The sequence below is a fragment of the Marinomonas sp. S3726 genome (genome assembly GCF_000967665.1).
Classification (GTDB): Bacteria; Pseudomonadota; Gammaproteobacteria; order Pseudomonadales; family Marinomonadaceae; genus Marinomonas.
Genome location: NZ_JXYC01000009.1, coordinates 227,699 through 249,005, shown reverse-complemented (window position 1 = coordinate 249,005; position 21,307 = coordinate 227,699). Strand labels below are relative to the sequence as shown.

The window sequence follows — 21,307 nt, the reverse complement described above, 5'->3', positions numbered from 1 at the left end:
ATTAGGCTTTATCTTTTCGATAAAAAAATAAGTAAACGGCTAAACTGAATGTTAGTCTTTAAAGGGTGAGAGTATAGTGGGGCTAGATTCTTGCGCTAAATCTGGGTGATCGAGCGTAAAATGCAAACCACGGCTTTCTTTACGTGTCATTGCAGATTTAATGATTAATTTGGCAACCACAGCAAGGTTTCGTAACTCTAATAAATCATTACTTACCTTATAGTTACTATAAAACTCGTCGATTTCAGACAGTAATAAATCTACTCTGTGTTTGGCTCTAATAAGGCGTTTATCTGTTCTTACTATTCCTACGTAATCCCACATAAAACGGCGCAGTTCATGCCAGTTATGGGCAATCACAACGTCTTCATCTGAGTTAGTTACTTGAGTTTCATCCCATGCTGGGATACTCGCTGGGTAGTAAGTAAGTTCGCCTGAATTAAGAATGTCTTGCGCTGCTGACCTTGCATATACAATGCACTCTAATAGTGAGTTACTGGCTAAGCGGTTAGCCCCATGAAGGCCAGTATAGGAGGTTTCGCCAACCGCATATAAGTTGGCAAGATCTGTTTGTCCTTGTTGATTAACTAGTACGCCACCACAAGTGTAATGGGCTGCAGGCACGACAGGAATTGGTTCTTTTGTCATGTCATAGCCATAACTTAGGCAACGCTCATAGATGGTTGGGAAATGAGATTTTATAAAATCACTGCCTTTATGTGTGATATCTAACAGCACATGATTTACCCCTAGACGTTTGATCTCATGGTCAATTGCTCTGGCAACCACGTCTCTAGGAGCAAGCTCTTTACGATCATCAAAGCGAGACATAAAAGCACTACCATCAGGTAGTAATAAACGTCCACCTTCACCACGAACGGCTTCAGAAATTAAGAAGGTTTTGGCTTTGGAGTCATAAAGACAGGTAGGGTGAAACTGATTAAACTCCATGTTTGCTACACGACAACCAGCACGCCAAGCCATAGCAATACCATCACCTGATGCGGTATCAGGGTTACTGGTATAAAGGTAAACCTTACTGGCACCGCCGGTTGCTAATGCGACTTTGGCGGCTTTGAAAACATCTACTTCACCGGTTTTATGGTTCAAACTGTATAAGCCGATGCATTCATTTTCACTTTGATTCGCCTGATTGACCTTGTGTTTAGTGATTAAGTCTATGGCAACGCGATCAGGGTAAAAGGTAATGTTAGGGTGCTTAGATGCATTGTCGATAAGAGTGTTCGAGATGGCTTGGCCTGTTGCATCTGCACTATGAATAATGCGTCTGTGGCTGTGGCCACCTTCTTTTGTCAGGTGATAATGTTCACCGCCTTCATAACGAGTAAAAGGCACACCTTGTTCTATCAGCCAGTCAATACTCTGTTTAGATTGCTCAACTGTAAAGCGCACTGCATCAGTATCGCCCAAATCAGCACCAGCTATCATGGTGTCTTTGATATGAGAGTCGACAGTATCCTTGTCGGATAAAACGGCAGCGACACCCCCTTGGGCATATAAAGTCGCGCCTTCGTGAATATCACCCTTGGTTAAAATGGCAACCTGGTGTTTATCTGCAAGCTCTAAAGCAAGGGTAAGCCCAGCTGCGCCAGCACCTACGATTAAAATGTCAGTTTGATATTCACGGCTCATTATTTGTTCTAATTCAACTGTAAAAGATTAATGGTACTATTGTTAACCTCGCTATGGGAATACTTGCCTGTTTTGAAAACGACGTGATGATGCAATTTTATGCAGCTGGGCAGTAATAATTTGATTGAAAATAGTGAGATTGAATTGATAAAGGCGATTTAGTCCTTATTTCTTAGGATTACTTTGTCCTAAATTTTCTTTAAAGTGACTGGCTAGATGGTTTTAGTCAAAATTTATATGAACTAGTTATTGATCCAGTGGTCAACCAATAACAATAAGGTTGTAAAGGCGCTGGAAAATAATGGTTTTGAATGAGGTGCCTATGCAGCACAGTTCATCTTCCGACCAAGAGTTGGTTGAAAGAGTTCAAAATGGTGATAAAAAAGCCTTTGATTTATTGGTTTTAAAGTACCAATACAAGGTGATGGGCCTTATTGGACGATATGTTTCAGATAAACATGAAGTCATGGATGTTGCCCAAGAAAGTTTTATTAAAGCCTATCGTGCGATTGGTAACTTTCGTGGAGACAGTGCCTTTTATACATGGCTATATCGTATTGCTGTTAACACAGCAAAAAATTACTTGGTTGGACGTAATCGTCGACCTCCAAGTTCTGATGTTGCCTTGGATGATGAAGAGGAATATACGGTATTTGATGCCTTAGCTGATGTGGATACGCCTGACGCAACCTTAAACAAGGATCGTCTTGAAGCAGCTATTTATGAAACCATTGAGCATTTACCTGAAGAGCTGAAAACAGCCATCAGGTTACGTGAATTTGATGGTTTAAGTTATGAGGATATCGCTCAGATAATGGGATGTCCTGTTGGAACGGTTCGGTCACGTATATTTAGAGCACGTGATGCGATAGAAAAACGCATTCGTCCTTTTATGGGCGGGGGAGAGTAAAATGGTGAGCAAGCAAGAGCAGAATGATCGTTTAGCTGAAAGCTTATCAAGCTTGTTTGATGATCACTGTGAGGCAGCTGAGATTGATGAAATCTTAGAGCAGGACGCAAAAGAGTGGCAGGAGAAAATGCATGCCTATGCATTGACCAGCTCAATTTTAAGTTCAGACAGTCAAGTGGATCATCTGGCGACAGATTTAGTTGCAAGAGTGCGAGAAGGAATTGATAAATTAGAAGATGAAGATGCCAATCAAGGTGAAAACGTGGTGTCTTTTGATCAATTTCAAGCTCCTCAGGCAGCGCCTGTAACAGAAGAGAAAGCGCCAAGAGAATCTAAAGTACACTTTCTCAAGCAAACCATGTCTGGCCTTGCTATGGCTGCCAGTGTGGCATTTGTTGTGATTGGTGGTGGTTCTTACTTATTAGAGGGTGAGAGTAATACGCAATCACCCGCTTTGGCTCAAGCTCCAAGTTTGGCTTTGCCAATAGATGTTAAGCCGTTACAACAAGTGAGCGCTGAAATTGATATAGATAACAAACGTCTGCAGAGCTACTTACGCCAACACGCTGAGCAATCAACTATGGCGTCAGGACAGGGTATGTTACCTATGGCTCGTGTTGTTAGTTATCCTGTTGAGCAGAAGTAAGGTGCGTTTTATATGGTTTTAAGACGTATTGGTTTAGTTTCGATAACACTAGTTGCCTTATTGGCGAACAGTGTGTCGGCACAGAATGCTTCGGGATTAGGTTTGATGAACCGTATGGTTGAAGCCTTTTCTACCTTGAGCTACGAAGGGGTGTTTGTTCGCTCCCATGATTCACAGATGAACAGCATGCAGGTTCGTCACAGTGTTATTGATGGTGTTGAATATGAAAGCTTATTAGATTTAGACGGAGAAAAAATCGAAGTCATTCGTATCGATGACAGTGTCATCTGTGTTTATCCGAATATGTCTTTTGCTAACAATACAGATCCTATCACGGCACCTTTTAAGCGCTTTAAAGAGTTTAATGGTGAAAGATTGCAAAAAGGCTATAACTTTGTTGTGACAGATAAAGGCTTGGTTGCTGGCCGTCGTGCGCAAAAGCTAGAGCTAAGGCCACGAGATCAATACCGTTATGGACATGAGTTTTGGTTAGATATAGAAACCGGCTTTTTGCTAAAACATGATACTTTAAAATCTAATGGTAAAGTGTTGGATAGAGTGCAATTTACCTCGCTTAATGTATCGCCAAATCTAACTAAAAATGACTTTGTTCCTCGTATGGGGACTTATTCAGAACACCTGATTGAAGTCACACCTAAGTCTGTGACCAGTGACTGGGTATTTGATTGGCTGCCTGCTGGTTTTGCTCCTGTATGGCGTGGCGCTAGGCAAATAAATGAAAAAGCGTCTATGATGCTATTGTCAGATGGCATGACATCTATTTCGATTTTTGTTGAAGCGACAAACGTACAAAAACCTCTCACAATTATGAGCATGGGTACCACTATTGCGGGTGAGAAAAGTAGCATGATGAACGGTTCTCCATTCTTGCTAACGGCTGTAGGTGAAGTACCTGATGCGACCATTCGTAAACTCCTTACCGTGATTATGCCGAGGCAAAAGTAATGGTAGAAGAAAGTGGCATAGTGCTTTCTGTTAGTGACGGCTTTGCTGAAGTAGAGACAGTTCGTACAAGTAGTTGTACGGCTTGCCAAGCAAAGTCGGCATGTGGCCATCATGCCATAGCAAAAGTATCCTCAAGTAATCGTATGCGTATGATGGTGAGTGATACATTTGCTAGCCAAGTTGGTCAAGAGGTGGTTGTAGGTATCCCTGAAGATACTTTACTAAAAGCCTCTATATGGATGTATTTAGTACCTCTTTTAGGCTTGGTCTTAGGTGCTGTTTTACCTAGTTTAGTCAGTGATGAGTCAATATTTGCTGCTATTGGTTCCATTCTCGGTTTAGCGACGGGCTTGTACTTTGCAAGAAAAGTGTCCCTTGCGCATGTGAATGATCCAGACTTCCAACCAAAAATTTTGTCTATCAAGACGAAACCAATCCAAAACATTGATGTCTTACAGTTGTAACCAGTTGTTTTATAAGCTTTAAAAATACAGCCTTAAAATAACTGGATATTACTTAAGACTTAATTTTTACTTAATAAAAAAGTGATTTACTCTTTTTATAAGACTTAACAACGAGTCTAAATGCTCTGACGTTATAAAGGAGACGAGCTAATGATAAAACGTTTAAACCCTCTTTATATTGGGTTGCTTAGCTTATTTGCTGTGGCAAGTATGAGCGCCAAAGCAATGCAATTACCTGATTTTACTGAGCTGGTGGAAGATTCATCACCTGCTGTCGTTAATATAAGTACAGAACAGCTACCTTCGACAGCACAAGGTCAACCTCAATTGAACCCAAATGCAAAAGAATTGAACGAGTTCTTTCGTCACTTCTTTGGCCAACAACCATTAGATAAGCAACCAAAACGTAAGCAAAGGAACTCATTAGGTTCTGGTTTTATTATCTCTGCAGATGGTTACGTTCTTACTAATAACCATGTGATTGATGGTGCTGATATTATTCATGTGCGTTTAAATGATAGACGCGAATACGAAGCTAAGCTGGTGGGCACAGATAAAAGAACAGACCTTGCTTTATTAAAAATTGAAGCAGAGGACCTACCAACAGTGACCATAGGTGATTCAGATAATATGAAGCCGGGTCAATGGGTATTGGCTATAGGATCACCATTTGGTTTTGATTACACAGTAACCGCCGGCATCGTTAGTGCGTTAGGTCGCAACCTACCTTCTGATAACTATGTACCTTTTATTCAAACGGATGTCGCTATTAACCCTGGTAATTCAGGTGGACCTCTTTTCAACTTAGATGGTGAAGTAATAGGTATTAATTCACAAATCTATACCCGTTCTGGTGGCTTCATGGGGGTATCTTTTGCGATTCCTTCTAACCTAGTCATGTCAGTTGTAGATCAGTTGAAAAACGAAGGGCGTGTAACTCGAGCTTGGTTAGGTGTGATTATCCAAGATGTGAGTAGTGATCTGGCTGAATCATTTGGCTTAGACCGCCCAAGTGGTGCTCTTGTTAGCCGAGTTATTCCTGACTCTCCAGCACAAGAAGCGGGTTTGATTGATGGGGACATTATTCTTGAGTTTAACAATGAAATCATTGAGCAATCTTCAGAATTACCTTATCGAGTGGGTGGATTAAAAGCAGGTGATGTTGCTAAGTCAATTATTTACCGTAATGGTGAAAAAATGGAATTGAGCTTCACCTTGAAGAATTATCCAAGTGAGCCTGATCAATTGACTAAAACACAACAACAAGAAAACCGTTTAGGTATGGTTGTGGGTGAAATCTCTGATGACATGCTGCGCCGTTTAAACATTCGTGGTGGTGTTGTCATTGAGCAAGTGATTGGTGGCTCAGCGGCTCGTAATGGTCTACAACAAGGTGATGTGATTACCATGTTAAATGGTACTAGCATTGACAGTGTTGAGCGTTTCCTTGGTAGTGTTAGTGCTATCCCTGCGAATCACTCTGTACCTATGCGTGTGATTCGTGATGGTTACCCTATGTTTATTCCTTTTAAAATTGTGGAATAACAAGTACAACTAAAAGTGAATGTAAAAAAGCCTAAGTAGATGTTGCTACTTAGGCTTTTTTTATGTCACGAATTTATGAGTGATTATAGTTTTTTTATGAAAATCTTAGAGTTTCTTTGGTAGTTATAGAGGCTCTGTTTTGCATTTGGGATTGCCGATAGGCTATCTGCCTTAAAGCCACGTTCGATAAACCAGTGAGCGGTTCGTGTGGTTAACAAAAAGAGTTTATTAAGCCCCTGTTTTCTAGCAGACCTTTCTATGCCTTTGAGGAGCCTATCCCCACGACGTCCGCCACGATAGCTTGGATCAACTGCGACACAGGCAAGCTCGCCTAACGACTCATCTTCAAAAGCATATAGAGCGGCGCAAGCAACAATGGCGTTATCTCTCTCGATCAAGATAAAGCGATCTATTTCATTTTCAAGCAACTCTCTAGAGCGTCTTACTAAAGTACCGTTGGCTTCTAGCGGTGCTAAGAGAGCCATCATACCGCCCACATCATCTATGGTGGCTTGCCTTAACTGTTCGTAGCTATCCTCATCTATCATGGTACCAGCCCCTTCACGAGTGAATAGCTCACGGATGAGGCCGCCATTTTCATTAAAGGATATAAGGTGTGCCCTAGGCACGGCATTACGAACGGCTTGGATACAAGCTTGTAAGGCCAGCTTAATTTCATTATTCGAGGAAAGCTTTTCGAGCAAGCGTTCGGCGTCCTTTGCTAATAGTTCAGACACCAGTTCACCTTTATCCGAGAAGATACCTTCTTCAGAATTAAGCATGATGAGTTTGTCTGCTTTAAGCTGAATGGCGGCTTGGGTCGCTACCTCTTCACCTTTTAGATTGAATACTTCACCAGTAGGTGAATAACCTAAATGTGAAAGCAGCACCATGTTGTCATCATTTAGCAATTTGTTAATGGCTTCGGCGTCAATTCGTCTTACTTCACCTGAGTGTCCAAAATCTATGCCATCAACCACACCAAGCGGTCTGGCAATAACATGATTACCACTGCAAATTTTAAGTCGTGTACCGGCCATAGGGGTATTTGCGAGCGCCATGGATAATTGCGCTTCTATCTGCACTCGAACCCCTGCAGATGCTTGAATAATAGGAAGCAGTTGCTCTTGTGGGGTAATGCGGCAAGCTTTATGTAGTTTGCTCGTTAATGCCTCTCTCTCGAAAATACGATTGATCTGTGATCGGGCACCGTGAATTATGACGAGTCGAATACCAAGTGAATCCATCAGTGCAAGGTCACTAATGATATTGGAGAATTGTGCGGATTCAGCTGCTTCACCTGGGATAAAAATTACGAAAGTTTTATCCCTGTGAGCGTTAATGTAAGGCGATGAATGGCGAAACCAGTCAACGTAACTCAAGTCAAAGTTCAGATCGTCAGACACGTTAAACCTCTTGGTCTGGGGGTATTAAATAAAATGTTGCTTAGTGTAACCTGTTTGTTCCATGATTTATGCCTCTAGACAATATCGTCGTACTAAAGATCGAATTAAATCTTGCATAGGCGTAATTTGATCTAGTGCTAAATATTCATTTGGCTGATGGGCTTGATCAATAGAGCCTGGCCCTAGCACTAGGGTTTCCATTCCCATTTGATTTAAAAAAGGCCCTTCAGTTGCGAAAGCAACCGTATCAGCTTTTTTCTTGGTTAAAGCTTCACAGGCTTTGACTATGTCGGATTCGAGACTAGTGGCAAAAGAGGGTACATCAGGGAACAAGTGTTCCAACTGAATTTTGGTGCCAGTGCGCTCCGCTATGATTGGTAGTCTCTGTTCAATTTCTGCGATTAAAGCTTGATTGCTCATACCGGGAAGCGCACGAATATCGAAATCAATATCACAGCCTGCACAAATTCGGTTAGGGCTATCACCTCCATGAATACAGCCTAAATTGAGAGTAGGGTAGTCAATGGCAAAGTCAGCATTCTGATATTGAGCTTTTAGTTCTTGGCGAAATGACATGAGTTCAGACATAACGGCATGCATGGCATCCATAGCGTTATTGCCCAAGTTTGGGTTTGAAGAGTGACCACTTTTCCCTGTCACACGGATACGCTCCATCATAATACCTTTGTGGGCATAAATAGGTGTCAGAGAGGTAGGCTCACCGATCAAAGCATATCTAGCTTTAAGTTTGCCGCTTTCAACCAAGGCGCGTGCGCCATTCATCGAACTTTCTTCATCTGCGGTAGCAAGTACGATAAGAGGTTGTTTGATCGGGCTTTGGCACATGTCTTTGATCGCATCTAAAACAATGGCAAAAAAGCCTTTCATATCACAGGTTCCAAGGCCAAATAGTTTCTGGTCTCGCTCTGTTAATGTAAAAGGGTCGGATTGCCAACGGCCTTCATCAAAAGGAACTGTATCTGTGTGACCGGATAAGACCAAACCACCATCGCCTTCCCCAAGCGTGGCAACAAGGTTGTACTTCTCCAAGGGGCCTGCAAGCTTGATAACTTCACATTTAAACCCTAAATGGCTCAGCCAGTCCTCGAGCAACTCGATAACGGCTTTGTTAGACATGTCCCACTGTGATTGGCTACTACTGATAGAAGGGGCAGTAATCAGCTGTCCCATCATATTAATAAGTGTTGGCAATGACATAAGTTTCTCCTTGAAGTTAATTATTTTGCCTGAACCAAGGGTGAAAGCTACTGATTCTGATAAACTGCCAGAACTTTTTTTATTTTTCTCTGTTGCTAGGCTTATATATGCCTCTTTTTTATAACAGAGAGTGACACTGATGAGGTTTTATCATGGCAATGGAACTTGAGCTTAAGTTAATGATTCAGAAGGATCACCTTAACTTAGCCTATGACTTTTTAAATGCAATTTGCCAACAGGAGCCTGAGTGTCAGGCAGAGCCAAGTCTTCAACTGATGAATGGCTATTTTGATACTCAAGATAAAACCTTAATGAATGCTGGCATTGCCTTACGCATTCGAGCGATTAACGAACGCTATATCCAGACGCTAAAGACACGAGGCTCTAACCGTATTGGTATGCATGCTCGTGGCGAGTGGGAATGGGATATTAAAGAAGACAAGCTGGAGCTTGAGCGTTTAACTGATGAGATGTTACCTGAGTCCTTACATGATAGAGCTTGGGAAAAAGATCTAGAACAAGTGTTTCGTACCGACTTTGAGCGTCAAATCTGGTTGATTAAAGCCTCTAACACCTTGATGGAGGTGGTGTGTGATCAAGGTGAAGTGACTTCTCCCTATGGTAAGGACCAAATCAGTGAACTCGAATTAGAATTAAAATCTGGTGATGAGATTGCTTTGTATGATTTTGCCAGTCGTTTAGCCCTTACTGTGCCAGTACAAGTGAGTACCGTGAGTAAAGCGCAGAAAGGAGTGCGTTTAAAAGATAATAAGATTGAACTACCAGATGCACTCAGTGAAAATGCCAGTGCTATAGAGCAGGGGGCTTTTTGGTATGAAACCTGGTTAGTTTACTGGGAAGCCATGTGTTTTTATGATGATATTGCTTTTCTAACCCCTGTGTATGATGCCATGGATCAGCTAGCTAACTTTGTTAGCCCTTTATTAGCTCAGGACCTAGTGAATCTTGAAACCCTAATGAAACGTAAAATGATGCAGCTTGATTCTGAGTCACCATTACCACTGACTGCACTTTTAGAAACGGGACAGTCCATGCTAGCCATCGCCCGTTGGCTTAATAGACAAAATAGTCAGTAATCTGGCTGTGTCTTAAGTGACTTTAAATCAAATTATAAATTTGTTGCGATCGATATTGCTCTTGTTGTCGAGGTGAAAATGACAATTTTGTTGCCCCAGAATAATCCAAGTTTGAACCAGTTTTCTCAGTTATTAAATGCATCCAATCAGGATGCACGTTTAGCTCAGTTAATAGAGGTAAGACAGTCACTTGCGAATTTCCCTAATCAGGGAGAGTTAGACGCTGTTTTGAATCTAAGTGACTATGTTTTTCAGCAAGCAAGCCGTTTCCCTGAATGGGTGGATGAATGGGCAACTATGGAGAGTGCTAGTCTATTAGCTATGTCTCCAAAACTGTGTTTGCCTATTGGTGCAGATGAGCTTTTTGAATTAGATGAAAAAACCTTGATGTCGCGACTTCGTTTGTTCCGTCATCAGTGGATGTGTCGACTTATTTATCTCGATATTTTGCAGCGTATTGACTTAAAAGATCTCACTAAAATTCTAAGTGAGTTGGCTGATGTATGCGTACAAACCAGCTTAACTTGGCTAAAAAATAACTATCAAAATCTCTATGGGGATGCGCTAGATAGCGAAGGCAAGTTAGTTTCCATGATAGTAATAGGCATGGGTAAGCTAGGTGGCGGTGAGTTAAACCTCTCTTCAGATATCGATTTGATTTTTGCTTTTCGAGAGCACGGAGAAACACAAAACGGTAAAAAATCCATATCGCACCAGGAGTATTTCACCAAGATAGGTCAAAAGCTGATTCAGCATTTAGATCAGATTACCTTAGATGGATTTGTCTTTAGGGTAGATATGCGCCTTCGACCTTATGGGCAAAGTGGTGCTTTGGTGCTTAATCTGGATTCACTTGAAAATTACTATCAAGATCAGGGACGTGACTGGGAAAGATACGCCATGATCAAATCCCGAGTGATGGCAGGAGAAGAGTGCGATAAGTTGGCTTTTGAGCAATTAAGACGACCTTTTGTTTATCGTAAATACTTAGATTTTTCAGCGATTACAGCCTTGCGTGATCTGAAAAAAATGATTGCAAAAGAAGTTCAGCGTAAAGGCATAGAGCACAATATTAAGTTAGGGCAGGGCGGTATTCGTGAAATCGAATTCATTGTTCAAGCTTTACAAATCTTACATGGTGGCCGTGATACAGGGTTACAAACGCAATCACTTTATCAAGTGCTGCCCTACTTGGCTAAACAGGGTTACTTAGATTCAAAACAAGTGGATGCCCTATGGCTTGCTTATCAGTTACTTCGTCGTACAGAACATGCCTTGCAAGCGATTAAAGATGAACAGACGCAGTTATTACCAGAAGACGAAGTACAGCAACTCAGAGTGGCTATCATGCTTGGCTATTCTAACTGGTCTGAATTACATCAAGCCCTTGATCAAGCAAGAGGGCAGGTGCATCAATTTTTTGTTGCCTTGATTGATGATGACAAAGAAGACGATGCAGAAAACTCAGATAGAGAAGCTTGGCGCTTGCTATTTCGAAGTGGCCTAAGTCAAACTCTGGCTCCGCTAAAAAATACAGAGCTTAAAGCAGATAAAACGAGTAGCAGTGCTGCTAGTCAGCCACTTAATCAAGAGCATGTGGCGGATCTTATCGCTGAGGTAAGCTGGGATGATCAAAGCAAGGTAATTGATCAGATCAGCCGCTTTTTAACCTCTAAAGCCGTTGCTTTCATGCAGCCTATTGGGCAGGAAAGGCTAGCAACATTTTTTGCTGACTTTACCTACTCACTTAAAGGTGAAGCACATCCCGATATTATTTTAGAGCGTGTGTTTCCTATTTTAGAGGCCATTTTAAGGCGAACCTCTTATTTAGTACTCTTGATCGAAAACCCGACAGCGATTTCTCATTTAATACGTTTAAGCCGTGATAGTTCTTGGTTTAGTGAGCTGATATCTAGCAGCCCTATGTTATTAGATGAGCTACTCGATGGCACAACTCTCTTCTCTCCACCTGATAAGGGCATGATGGAAGATGAGCTAAAACAAATCTTATTACGTTTACCCGAAGATGATGAAGAAGCCCATATGGATGCTTTACGTCGTTTCCGCCGTTCTATCATCCTGCGTATTGCTGCTTGTGATATTACCGAGGTGTTGCCTTTAATGAAGGTGAGTGATCATCTAACTTGGTTGGCAGAAGTCATTCTAGAGCAAGTAATACAAAAGGCTTGGTACTATTTAATTCATAGACATGGCTATCCGACCAAGAAGAATGAGGATGCACAGCTTGAGGCTGTACTTGCCCCTGAATTGGTCGTCGTTGGCTATGGTAAGTCGGGTGGGTTAGAGCTAGGTTATGACTCAGATTTAGATTTAGTCTTTATCCACAATAGCGATAGAAGCGCTAATACTAATGGTGATCGCAGTATAGATAACCTTACTTTCTATACTCGCTTAGGTCAGCGTATCATCCATATGCTAACAAGCTTTACCTCTTGTGGACGTTTATATGAAGTGGATATGCGTTTACGCCCTTCAGGAAATTCAGGTTTATTGGTAACCAGTTTAGATGCTTTTACTGACTATCAAAATAAAGAAGCTTGGATTTGGGAGCATCAGGCGCTAACCCGAGCAAGAGTGCTGTCTGGGAACCAAGCTTTAGGGCAAGAGTTTGAGGCGCAGCGACAGCAAATTCTGTCTATCGTACGCGATAAGACAGAATTAAAAACTGAAGTCATCAAGATGCGTGAAAAAATGCGCAAACACCTAGACAGTAGTAAGACAGATACCAGCTTCGATCTTAAACAGGGTGCTGGTGGTATCATAGATATCGAGTTTATGGTGCAATATTTAGTATTAGCTTGGTCGGCGACTCATCCTGAGTTAATGCAATACTCAGATAATATACGTCAAATTGAAGCCGCTGTTTTAGCTGGTGTATTGAGCCAAGAAGATGCAGAAAGCATGACCGAGACTTATAAATTGTATCGTGCACAGACCCATAGACTGACTCTGCAAAAACAAACGCGTGTGATTCCAAAACAGCAGTTGCAAGCGAATCAGGAACAGGTTAATAATTTGTGGCAAGCATTTGTCTTAAAAGAGAGTTAAGGTCTCTTACTAGGATGCTAATAAATATAAAACAATAATAAGGCTGGTAACTGGCAGCCTTTGCAAATGTATGAGATAGGAGAAAGAGTATGGCAATGCCAACTATGGCAGATAGAGATGGTTTCATCTGGTTAGACGGTGAAATGGTTGATTGGCGTGATGCAAAGGTGCATGTGTTAACACATACATTGCATTATGGCATGGGCGTATTTGAAGGGGTTCGTGCCTATGAAACACCAAAAGGTCCTGCCATTTTTAGACTAGAAGAACATACTGACCGTTTGTTCCGCTCGGCTCATATTCTTAACATGCCAATGCCTTGCACTAAGGAAGAGGTTAATCAAGCTCACGTCAAATCTATTCAAGAGAATAAATTGGCTTCTGCTTATATTCGTCCTATGTGTTTTTATGGTTCTGAAGGTATGGGGTTACGTGCTGATAACCTGCAAACTCATACCATGGTAGCTGCTTGGGAGTGGCCATCTTATATGGGTGAAGAGAACCTAGCTAAAGGAATTCGCATCCGTACGTCTTCTTATACTCGTCACCATGTCAACATTACCATGTGTAAAGCCAAAGCTAATGGTAACTACATGAACTCCATGTTGGCATTGCAAGAAGCATTGCAGTCTGGTTGTGAAGAAGCCTTGTTGCTTGATAACGAAGGCTATGTAGCTGAAGGTTCAGGTGAAAATATCTTCGTTATTCGTGACGGCATTATTTACACACCTGAACTGACATCATGCCTTGATGGTATTACGCGTCGCACCATCATTCAACTAGCTGAAGAGCTAGGTTATACGGTTAAAGAAAAACGTTTAACCCGTGATGAAGTATATGTGGCAGATGAAGCATTCTTTACCGGTACTGCAGCAGAAGTTATGCCGATTAGAGAACTCGATAATCGCCAGATTGGCAGTGGTGCTCGAGGCCCTATTACAGAGAAGCTACAAACCTTGTACTTTGATATCGTAAAAGGTCGTAATAGCAAGTATGACCACTGGTTAACTTATTGTTAATCAAAATAAAAGCAAGTTTATGATGAACTAGCTTTAAATTATATGTCTGAAGAAACCAGCCAAAAGGCTGGTTTTTTTTGTGCTAAACAAAATACTGCATCTAAATTTTTGTATAAAAAATATACAAAAAATAAAGTGAATAACTTTCAGTTTTTAAACTTATGAATCATATTTAGGGAGTTGGCAAAAAAATATAAGCGGGTTCAGCTTTTCTTTAAGCTGACAATCAGGATGTCTATATGCAATGGAATCGCAATAAGCCTAAGTCTCACGTGGAATTTCGCTTATGAATGCGGTGATGTTGCGATTAAAAGAGCGTCACATATTCGACTTTGATGCTTTTCAGAAAATTGTCCGTCAATGGCTACCTAATGCCGTTTCCTCTATTGGTTTGCAAAGCCTTACTCTAGTAGACCTTTTGATTATTAGCTCTTTGGGTGCAGAAGCCCTTGGTGCCGCCTCTAGCATGAGCTTTGTCTTCCTTTTGTTGCAATCCATCTTTATTGGCTTTTTTATTGTGGTGAGAACGGAATGTTCTCAAGCTATGGGGGCTAAAAACCTAAAACAAGCTCATATTTGCTTTTCTACCTCGGTACTGACCTGTACTTGTATCAGTTTGGTTTTGATGACACTGCTACTTAGCCTAGCTAGCTATATTGCTCAAGGTTATGTCTCTGATATTTCTCATTCAGGTTTTGCGGAAGATTATCTGGTTTCCCGTATTTGGGGGTTACCTTTTATGGCATTGGGCTTGTGCTTGTCTGGCTATCTGGTTTCTTGTGGTCTTTCTTCTGTGAATATGTATCGCAATATCTCGATTAACCTATTTAATTTAGTGAGTACTTATCTTGCTGTTGATATGGGTTATGGTGTGGCTGGGGCAGGGTTTGCTACCGCTTTTAGCCATATTTTGGGTAATGTTATCTTTGCGCTTTATTCTGTTGCCCGCTTTATTCGATTAGAAAAAATTCAATTAGAGGGGGTTAAACCCATGCTAATGAAAGCGGTTATGGTGGGTTTAAGCCAATTTCTATTTATTGGTTACAGTGTGGTGTTACTTGCCATGTTTGCTAACATTTCGGCCACCAGCCTTCTTATTGCGAGTTTGGTGATGCGTATTTCACGTATTTATGTGATTCCGATTAGGGGCTTGGGCAGTGTTACGGGCGCTGTAACGGGTAAGGCGGTGGGGGCTGGCGATACTCACGCAATTCGTAGCGTGTTATATACCGCCTTAACAACAGGCATATTAACTTACTTTTTATTGGCTCTAGCCCTTTGGCCCTTCTTAGGGGCGATTTCGGTTTTATTTGTGGAAAGTATTAGTTTGGCGGATGAGATACGTCAGCTGTTGTTATTAGTCTTGTTAGAGGCTCCCTTAGCGGTATTCATGTCACTTTTTACTCAAACCTTGTTTGGAATGGGGCTACACCAAACTGTGTTGAAATACACAGGGGTTTATCATTGGCTAATTCTATTACCCATCATGGGGATTTTTATCTATTTAGGGGTAGAAGATTTAGTCTTGCTTTGGACTGTTCAGCTGGTGGCGGGTGTGGGTTATTGCGCTTATTTATTCTCGCGAATTAAAGGGCATATTTTTGCTCAGCCCCATGATTGATCTATTTATTGATTCTCTAGTTGAGAGATTCAATATTGAGTAGATCAATCATGCAAAGCAGAGTGATTAACTGTTATCAGCTGTTTTTGCTGGGCGACGACGGCGCGGCTTACGCTTTGGTGCTAATGGTTGTGTTCTAAGGCCTGGCTCAAGTTTGATTGGGCCTTGATTCTTGTTTGCAGGCTTCTTACTTGAATCATTGGATTGTTGATGATTCTTCTTTGGTTTTTTGGGCTTTTTAGCTTTGATTGGTCGAGTATCTAAACGTGTTTCTGGTACTATATGGTTTGGATCAAAGCCCACTAAGGTCTCTCTAGGAATTAACTTTTTAATGAGGCGTTCAATGTCTTTTAGCTGATCCACTTCGTCAGCGCTCACCAAAGAAACCGCTTTACCTGATGCACCAGCACGGCCAGTACGGCCGATACGGTGTACATAATCTTCTGCAACATTAGGTAGGTCAAAGTTTACCACCTGTGGCAGTTGCTCTATATCTATCCCTCTGGCAGCGATATCCGTTGCCACCAAAATTTTAATGTCAGAGTTTTTAAAGTCTGCTAGGGCTTTTGTTCTTGCCCCTTGGCTTTTATTACCATGAATGGCTGCGGCACTGATGCCTGCGTCATTTAGCTTTTGTACAATTTTATTTGCGCCATGTTTTGTGCGGCTAAATACCAAAGCTTGTTGCCAGTTTTGGCTAATAATTAAATGAATCAGTAAGGCCGTTTTCTCTTTTTTATCTACCGGATGAAGCAGGTGATGTACCGTCGGAGTTGCTGCATTAGCTGGAGAAACAGAGACTTCTACTGGGTTATTCATTAAGCCTTTTGCTAACTGTCTGATGTCATCAGAGAAGGTGGCGGAGAATAGTAGACTTTGTCTGCGTTTAGGTAGGAGTGCTAACACCTTTTTAATATCATGAATGAAACCCATATCTAGCATACGGTCTGCTTCATCAAGCACCAAGACTTCTAATTGATCAAAGCGTATGGCTTTTTGATTATAGAGATCAAGTAAACGTCCTGGCGTCGCAACAAGAATGTCTGTGCCTTTACGCAGGCGCATCATTTGTGGGTTGATTTTTACGCCGCCAAAAACAACGTCAGACCTTAAATTTAGGTTTTTGCCGTAGGTTGCAACACTGTCTGCTACTTGTGCTGCCAGCTCTCTTGTTGGGGTTAATACGAGCGCTCTAACTTGGTTCGGACTCGCCTTAGCGCCTCGGCTTAATATCTCAAGTAGGGGTAAGGTAAAGCCTGCTGTTTTACCTGTACCTGTTTGAGCTGCTGCCATGATGTCATTATTTTCAAGAATGGCAGGGATAGCTTGCTTCTGAATCGGGGAAGGTTTGCTATAACCTGATTCTTTGATGGCTGCGAGAATCGGTTTAGAAAGGCCAAGTTCGGCAAAACTCATAGTGCTTACTCGTATTAATTGATATGGATTACTAATGCTTATGTTAGAAAGCGCGCAGCTTAACTTATAAGTGGAGACAGCGCTATTGAAACTAGAGTCTCTAATGTGAAAATACTAAGGGAGTGAATAATACTCAGTTTGATAGGTGTTTAAGTCGCTAATACAAATTGATTTTATTTAAAGGTCGTATTTTCTCGTTCTGCGCTACTTTTATCTTTTAGTTCGGTGGGGATATTGATTGTAAAACAAGTGCCTTGGTCAATTTCACTATTAACCGATATCCGACCGTTAAGGGTTTGTGTCACGATATTAAAGACGATGTTAAGCCCCAGCCCAGTGCCGCCCTTTCCTTGTTTGGTAGTGAAAAAGGGGTCAAATATTTTACCTAGAGTGGTTTCATCTATTCCCATACCATCATCTTTCACTTTGATTTCGACATTTTTATCGACGGCTGTCACCCTTATTTTGATTGTTCCCGCTTGTTGATCTTCATAAGCGTGAATGATGGCATTCAGAATTAGATTGGTGATGACCTGAGATAGAGCGCCGGGATAAGAGTTCATCGCAATAACCTCTGTGCAATCAAAATCGACATCAATGGGGGTGATTTTAATTTTGGGATTTAAGCTGTGTAGTACTTCTTTTAGGTAGTCGCATAAGAAAAACTCACGCTTAATTTGACTGGATTGATCAACAGCAATTTGCTTAAAACTTTGAATTAATTCAGATGCACGCTGAGCGTTGGAAAGGATAAGGTGGCTCGATTCATTTGCAAGCTCCATATAATTATCTAGATCACTTTTCTTGAGTGCATTTTCATTCACTTTCTTATTAAGTTTTGTTGTTTCTCCATTTAATTGCGATGCGACTGTTAATGCTATGCCAATAGGTGTATTTATTTCGTGGGCGATGCCTGCAACAAGCCGTCCTAATGCCGCCATTTTCTCAGTTTGAACGAGAGAGTTTTTTGTTTTTACCAATTCATTGTAAGCCGTTTCTGCATTGTTTTTTTCTAATAAAGCATCGATTTCTGCAAATTGACGATTATGTAGCTCCTGAATGATTTTATTAATAATGGCGTTTACTCTATCGACTAATGCATTCCACTCTAAATAATCTGAGGTTGGCAGGTCGTAATCGATACTTTCATCATTGGATTCAAAATCAAGGTTGTTCGCTTTTGCCAAAGCGAACTCTAATGAATTGATGGGAGTAAATATATATCGATTCATTGCGAAGAAAAGAATAGAGCCAATAGTGAAAATAGTAACAAATTCGATTAAGAGTAAAGTAAGTAAAAAGGCTTCGATACGCTTTAAGAAAGGGTGGTCCGTAAAAAAGATTTCGACTACACCAATTGCTAAATCTTCATGGGTGAAATCGATCGTTAAACTATCACTATGATCAGGTTGAAAGTCCGGTTGAAGTTCAACTAAAGAGCCATCTTTTGCTTTTAAGATACCGACATAAAGGTTGCCTTGGTCTTTAGCGCTAATTGCGACTATGTATTCGTTTTGCATATTCGACTTGATAACCGCATTAATATATTTGCTATCAAGTTGCCAAAAGCCATTTAACAAGGATATTTCGAGCTGTTTTTGAAGTGAGATAATACTTTTTTGATAATGTTCGTATTCCTGCTCTTTTTTCTCTTTGTATAAGAAGAAGCTTGAAGTAGAAAGAATGACGAATAATGTTCCAGTAATCCAAATAATGAGCTTAAAACGAATACTGTTTTTCATAAACTTTTTACTCTTCTTCGCTTTTTCTCATCCACTCTTCAAGCTGTTTTAGCGATAGTGGCTGAGATAAAAAATAGCCTTGATATTCATTACAGCCGTAACTACTCAACTTTTTATGCTGTTCTAGGGTTTCAATGCCCTCAGCTAATACCTGCATCCCCAAATGACTGCCCAGATCTATGATCATCTTGATGATGCTTTTGCCTGATTTTGTGTCTATTTTATTAACAAAAGATCTATCGATTTTTAAACAGTCTGCGTTGAGGTTATCGATAGAAGAGAGATTGGAATAACCTGTGCCAAAATCATCGATGGAAATTGTGATACCTAACATTCTTAGTTTTTGCAATTTGGCTTTAATTTCTTCACTGTCTATCACGCCAACGGATTCAGTGATCTCAATATTGAGATTTTTACCCTCAACACCTTGCTCTTTTAGTGCTGATTCGACAATCTCAATAAAGTTGTCTTGCTCAAATTGGATAGGTGAAACATTAACTCCAACTCTGAAGTGCGGATGTTCTTGGAAGAATTGTTTGGTTTCATTAAGCGCTTTTCTTAGAATCCACTCACCTAGTTTAATGATTAGTCCTGAGTTCTCGGCTAGTTCGATAAAAACTTCGGGAGAAATCATATGACCTGAAGGGTCTTGCCAGCGAATGAGTGACTCCACGCCTATCATGTTGTGTGTATTGATATCCACCTGAGGCTGATAAACAAGAAACAGTTTGTCTTTGAGGAAATCCTGCTGCAAAGATGTAAGCATTTCAGAGCGCTCATGAAGGGCCTTGAGCATGATCTCGCTAAAGGCAACAGCTTCATACGAGTTTGAATCTTTGGCTTTTTTCAAAGCAATTGTTGAGTGGGTAAGGTGCTCAAGGGATGAGGCCCTTGGATTCCAACTAGAGTAACCCGCATGAAACTGGATTTGATGTGCAGTACCATTTACTTCAAGTTCACATTTGAGTTCAACTAGCTTCTCTAATAGCTTTTCTTCTGTAATTTCAAGGAAAAGGGCAAATTGGTCTGCTCCAAGTCTTGCGAGCGAAATAATGGTTAAATTTTCTTTTAATAAAAATGAGAAATTGATAAGAAAGTCGTCGCCATGTTTAGTACCAAAGTGGTCATTGAGTAGGGCGAATTGGTCTATGTTAATTAAAACTAAATAGTTAGATTTTTCGCTATTTATTTCATGCTGATCTATGGATTTTAGAAAACCGTTTCTATTGTAGAGCTTGGTAAGTTCATCGTGAAATGCTAACTTTTCTAGTTTCTCAAGCTGATGATGACTTCTTAGGGCTGTCATGAGACAGCCATAAAGTCTTTCTCTGGTAAGTTCTGTTTTTACCCTGTAATCATTAATATCATACTGTTCTATGGTTTCTAGTTCGGGAGCGTATCCTGCTTGTCCTGTGCGCAGAATAATTCTTACTTTATCAAAAAAGAGCTCATTACGTATTTTTCGGACTAGTTCTAAACCAGCAAACTCACTTTCCATGACCACATCGAGTAAAATGACAGCAATATCACTTTGCTCTTGTAGTGTTTTATAGGCCTCTATTCCTGAGTAGGCGTGAATAACTTCTAAGTGATATTTTTCAAATGATAGGCCCTTTAGAGCCAATTTTGTCATGGCATGTATGCCGTCATCATCATCAACAATCAGCACTTTTCGTTTTGTTTTTTCTATATGGGGTACAAACTCTCCATGGTCTTCTTCCATAAAAACGAGTAAATCATCTGACATGGTATTTTCCTGATGAGAAAGTCAATTTATTCATCTTTAGTTTAGATGAGATGTGGCTTTTTTATGGGTTTGATAGTTTGAGTTTGTTTACGTTTTGTTGGCTTATGTGTTTTTAAACAATGTCTAAGTTAGGTGTGTTTTCTACTTAAAGTAGCTGTTAAGAGGCTAGCTAATTGATCTAAATAGGCTTTGTGAAATGGTAAGGTGAGTGTGTCAGCGTCTTGTGTTGTTCTTATGTATCTTCATTTTCAATAGTATTAAAAATTAAATGCTTGATAACTAAGTGTTTTGTTTTCTTGTTGTTAGCTTAGGAGCGGCTTGATTGAACTAGATAATTTAAAAGTGAGTGGATAGTTAAAAAAATATTTATGATAATGATTCTCATTTGTGTTTTAGTTTGATATTATCTCCAACATCAACTCATTAGTAATGGTTAAAGAGAAACATGTCTAATTACGCCGCCTCTATTCCTGAGAACAAGTTAGCTTTACGCTCATGTTTGTTGTCTTTGCTGCAGGGCGTAAATGATCTCGATGAGCAAGAGAATCTGGTTTATTACGGTTTGGGCTCTTTGCAAATTATGAATTTAAGTATCTATTGGCGAAATGCAGGCTTAGCCGTTAATTTCATCGATTTAGTGAAAACGCCCACATTAGCTGCTTGGTGGCAATTGATCGAAGAAAAGCATTAACCCAATTTTGTTTTTGTCAGGCCCCCTGTGTTCTATCTGCCGATAGGGGGGCGTGGCACTTTTAATGATATTTCCAATAGCGTTTTAATCTTCTGTC

The 21,307-nt window shown here is 40.6% G+C and carries 16 protein-coding genes; 10 read left to right on the top strand and 6 right to left on the bottom strand.

What is annotated here, in order from left to right:
• Positions 1-51 precede the first annotated feature (51 nt).
• Entirely contained in the window at positions 52-1,653 is a 1,602-nt protein-coding gene (nadB, locus tag TW85_RS08690; protein WP_046016704.1) for an L-aspartate oxidase, read from the bottom strand.
• A gap of 322 nt (positions 1,654-1,975) precedes the next feature.
• Between nadB and rpoE the strand changes: the two genes are divergently transcribed.
• The 5 genes from rpoE to TW85_RS08665 all read left to right on the top strand — a co-directional run bounded on the left by rpoE (position 1,976) and on the right by TW85_RS08665 (position 6,184).
• Complete coding sequence (gene rpoE / locus TW85_RS08685; protein ID WP_046016750.1) at positions 1,976-2,563, top strand: RNA polymerase sigma factor RpoE; 588 nt, start codon at positions 1,976-1,978, stop codon at positions 2,561-2,563.
• Between the two features lies 1 nt (position 2,564).
• Positions 2,565-3,209, top strand: coding sequence for an RseA family anti-sigma factor (locus TW85_RS08680; protein ID WP_046016703.1), 645 nt, complete (start codon positions 2,565-2,567; stop codon positions 3,207-3,209).
• Between the two features lie 12 nt (positions 3,210-3,221).
• Positions 3,222-4,175, top strand: coding sequence for a MucB/RseB C-terminal domain-containing protein (locus TW85_RS08675; protein WP_046016702.1), 954 nt, complete (start codon positions 3,222-3,224; stop codon positions 4,173-4,175).
• Entirely contained in the window at positions 4,175-4,639 is a 465-nt protein-coding gene (locus TW85_RS08670; protein ID WP_046016701.1) for a SoxR reducing system RseC family protein, read from the top strand. Before TW85_RS08675 ends, TW85_RS08670 begins: the two co-directional genes overlap by 1 nt.
• Before the next feature lie 150 nt (positions 4,640-4,789).
• Positions 4,790-6,184, top strand: a complete 1,395-nt coding sequence (locus TW85_RS08665; RefSeq protein WP_046016700.1) for a DegQ family serine endoprotease — start codon at positions 4,790-4,792, stop codon at positions 6,182-6,184.
• An 83-nt stretch (positions 6,185-6,267) separates the two neighbouring features.
• Here TW85_RS08665 and argA read toward each other — a convergent pair whose 3' ends face one another.
• Entirely contained in the window at positions 6,268-7,590 is a 1,323-nt protein-coding gene (gene argA / locus TW85_RS08660; RefSeq protein ID WP_084616198.1) for an amino-acid N-acetyltransferase, read from the bottom strand.
• Between the two features lie 66 nt (positions 7,591-7,656).
• Entirely contained in the window at positions 7,657-8,808 is a 1,152-nt protein-coding gene (gene argE, locus TW85_RS08655) for an acetylornithine deacetylase (protein ID WP_046016699.1), read from the bottom strand.
• Positions 8,809-8,960: 152 nt separating this feature from the next.
• Here argE and TW85_RS08650 point away from each other — a divergent pair, with 152 nt between their 5' ends.
• The 4 genes from TW85_RS08650 (at position 8,961) to TW85_RS08635 (ending at position 15,614) form a co-directional block, all read left to right on the top strand.
• Positions 8,961-9,905 (top strand): CYTH domain-containing protein, encoded by a 945-nt coding sequence (locus tag TW85_RS08650; protein WP_046016698.1) that lies wholly within the window; start codon positions 8,961-8,963, stop codon positions 9,903-9,905.
• Between the two features lie 78 nt (positions 9,906-9,983).
• Positions 9,984-12,974, top strand: a complete 2,991-nt coding sequence (gene glnE / locus TW85_RS08645) for a bifunctional [glutamate--ammonia ligase]-adenylyl-L-tyrosine phosphorylase/[glutamate--ammonia-ligase] adenylyltransferase (protein WP_046016697.1) — start codon at positions 9,984-9,986, stop codon at positions 12,972-12,974.
• An 89-nt stretch (positions 12,975-13,063) separates the two neighbouring features.
• The gene (locus tag TW85_RS08640) at positions 13,064-13,993 is read left to right on the top strand and encodes a branched-chain amino acid transaminase (RefSeq protein ID WP_197477807.1); all 930 of its coding nucleotides are present in this window, start codon (positions 13,064-13,066) and stop codon (positions 13,991-13,993) included.
• A gap of 286 nt (positions 13,994-14,279) precedes the next feature.
• Positions 14,280-15,614 (top strand): MATE family efflux transporter, encoded by a 1,335-nt coding sequence (locus TW85_RS08635; RefSeq protein ID WP_046016696.1) that lies wholly within the window; start codon positions 14,280-14,282, stop codon positions 15,612-15,614.
• Between the two features lie 66 nt (positions 15,615-15,680).
• Here the strand turns inward: TW85_RS08635 and TW85_RS08630 are convergent, their stop codons facing one another.
• The 3 genes from TW85_RS08630 to TW85_RS08620 form a co-directional block, all read right to left on the bottom strand.
• Positions 15,681-17,030 carry a DEAD/DEAH box helicase gene (locus tag TW85_RS08630; protein ID WP_046016695.1) on the bottom strand — a complete coding sequence of 450 codons (1,350 nt, stop codon included), beginning with the start codon at positions 17,028-17,030 and terminating at the stop codon, positions 15,681-15,683.
• 173 nt (positions 17,031-17,203) lie between these two features.
• On the bottom strand, positions 17,204-18,772 hold the full coding sequence (locus TW85_RS25415; protein WP_052702033.1) for a HAMP domain-containing sensor histidine kinase: 1,569 nt from the start codon (positions 18,770-18,772) through the stop codon (positions 17,204-17,206).
• 7 nt (positions 18,773-18,779) lie between these two features.
• A complete protein-coding gene (locus tag TW85_RS08620; RefSeq protein WP_046016694.1) occupies positions 18,780-20,519 on the bottom strand; it encodes a GGDEF and EAL domain-containing protein in 1,740 nt (579 codons plus the stop codon).
• Between the two features lie 445 nt (positions 20,520-20,964).
• On the opposite strand from TW85_RS08620, the gene TW85_RS08615 reads away from it, so the two are divergent.
• Positions 20,965-21,210 (top strand): hypothetical protein, encoded by a 246-nt coding sequence (locus tag TW85_RS08615; RefSeq protein WP_046016693.1) that lies wholly within the window; start codon positions 20,965-20,967, stop codon positions 21,208-21,210.
• Positions 21,211-21,307 lie beyond the last annotated feature (97 nt).

Coding starts and splice junctions, on each gene's coding strand:
- nadB (WP_046016704.1), bottom strand. CDS start 1,653: ATGAGCCGTGAATATCAAACTGACATTTTAATCGTAGGTGCTGGCGCA.
- rpoE (WP_046016750.1), top strand. CDS start 1,976: ATGCAGCACAGTTCATCTTCCGACCAAGAGTTGGTTGAAAGAGTTCAA.
- TW85_RS08680 (WP_046016703.1), top strand. CDS start 2,565: ATGGTGAGCAAGCAAGAGCAGAATGATCGTTTAGCTGAAAGCTTATCA.
- TW85_RS08675 (WP_046016702.1), top strand. CDS start 3,222: ATGGTTTTAAGACGTATTGGTTTAGTTTCGATAACACTAGTTGCCTTA.
- TW85_RS08670 (WP_046016701.1), top strand. CDS start 4,175: ATGGTAGAAGAAAGTGGCATAGTGCTTTCTGTTAGTGACGGCTTTGCT.
- TW85_RS08665 (WP_046016700.1), top strand. CDS start 4,790: ATGATAAAACGTTTAAACCCTCTTTATATTGGGTTGCTTAGCTTATTT.
- argE (WP_046016699.1), bottom strand. CDS start 8,808: ATGTCATTGCCAACACTTATTAATATGATGGGACAGCTGATTACTGCC.
- TW85_RS08650 (WP_046016698.1), top strand. CDS start 8,961: ATGGCAATGGAACTTGAGCTTAAGTTAATGATTCAGAAGGATCACCTT.
- glnE (WP_046016697.1), top strand. CDS start 9,984: ATGACAATTTTGTTGCCCCAGAATAATCCAAGTTTGAACCAGTTTTCT.
- TW85_RS08640 (WP_197477807.1), top strand. CDS start 13,064: ATGGCAATGCCAACTATGGCAGATAGAGATGGTTTCATCTGGTTAGAC.
- TW85_RS08635 (WP_046016696.1), top strand. CDS start 14,280: ATGAATGCGGTGATGTTGCGATTAAAAGAGCGTCACATATTCGACTTT.
- TW85_RS08630 (WP_046016695.1), bottom strand. CDS start 17,030: ATGAGTTTTGCCGAACTTGGCCTTTCTAAACCGATTCTCGCAGCCATC.
- TW85_RS25415 (WP_052702033.1), bottom strand. CDS start 18,772: ATGAAAAACAGTATTCGTTTTAAGCTCATTATTTGGATTACTGGAACA.
- TW85_RS08620 (WP_046016694.1), bottom strand. CDS start 20,519: ATGTCAGATGATTTACTCGTTTTTATGGAAGAAGACCATGGAGAGTTT.
- TW85_RS08615 (WP_046016693.1), top strand. CDS start 20,965: ATGTCTAATTACGCCGCCTCTATTCCTGAGAACAAGTTAGCTTTACGC.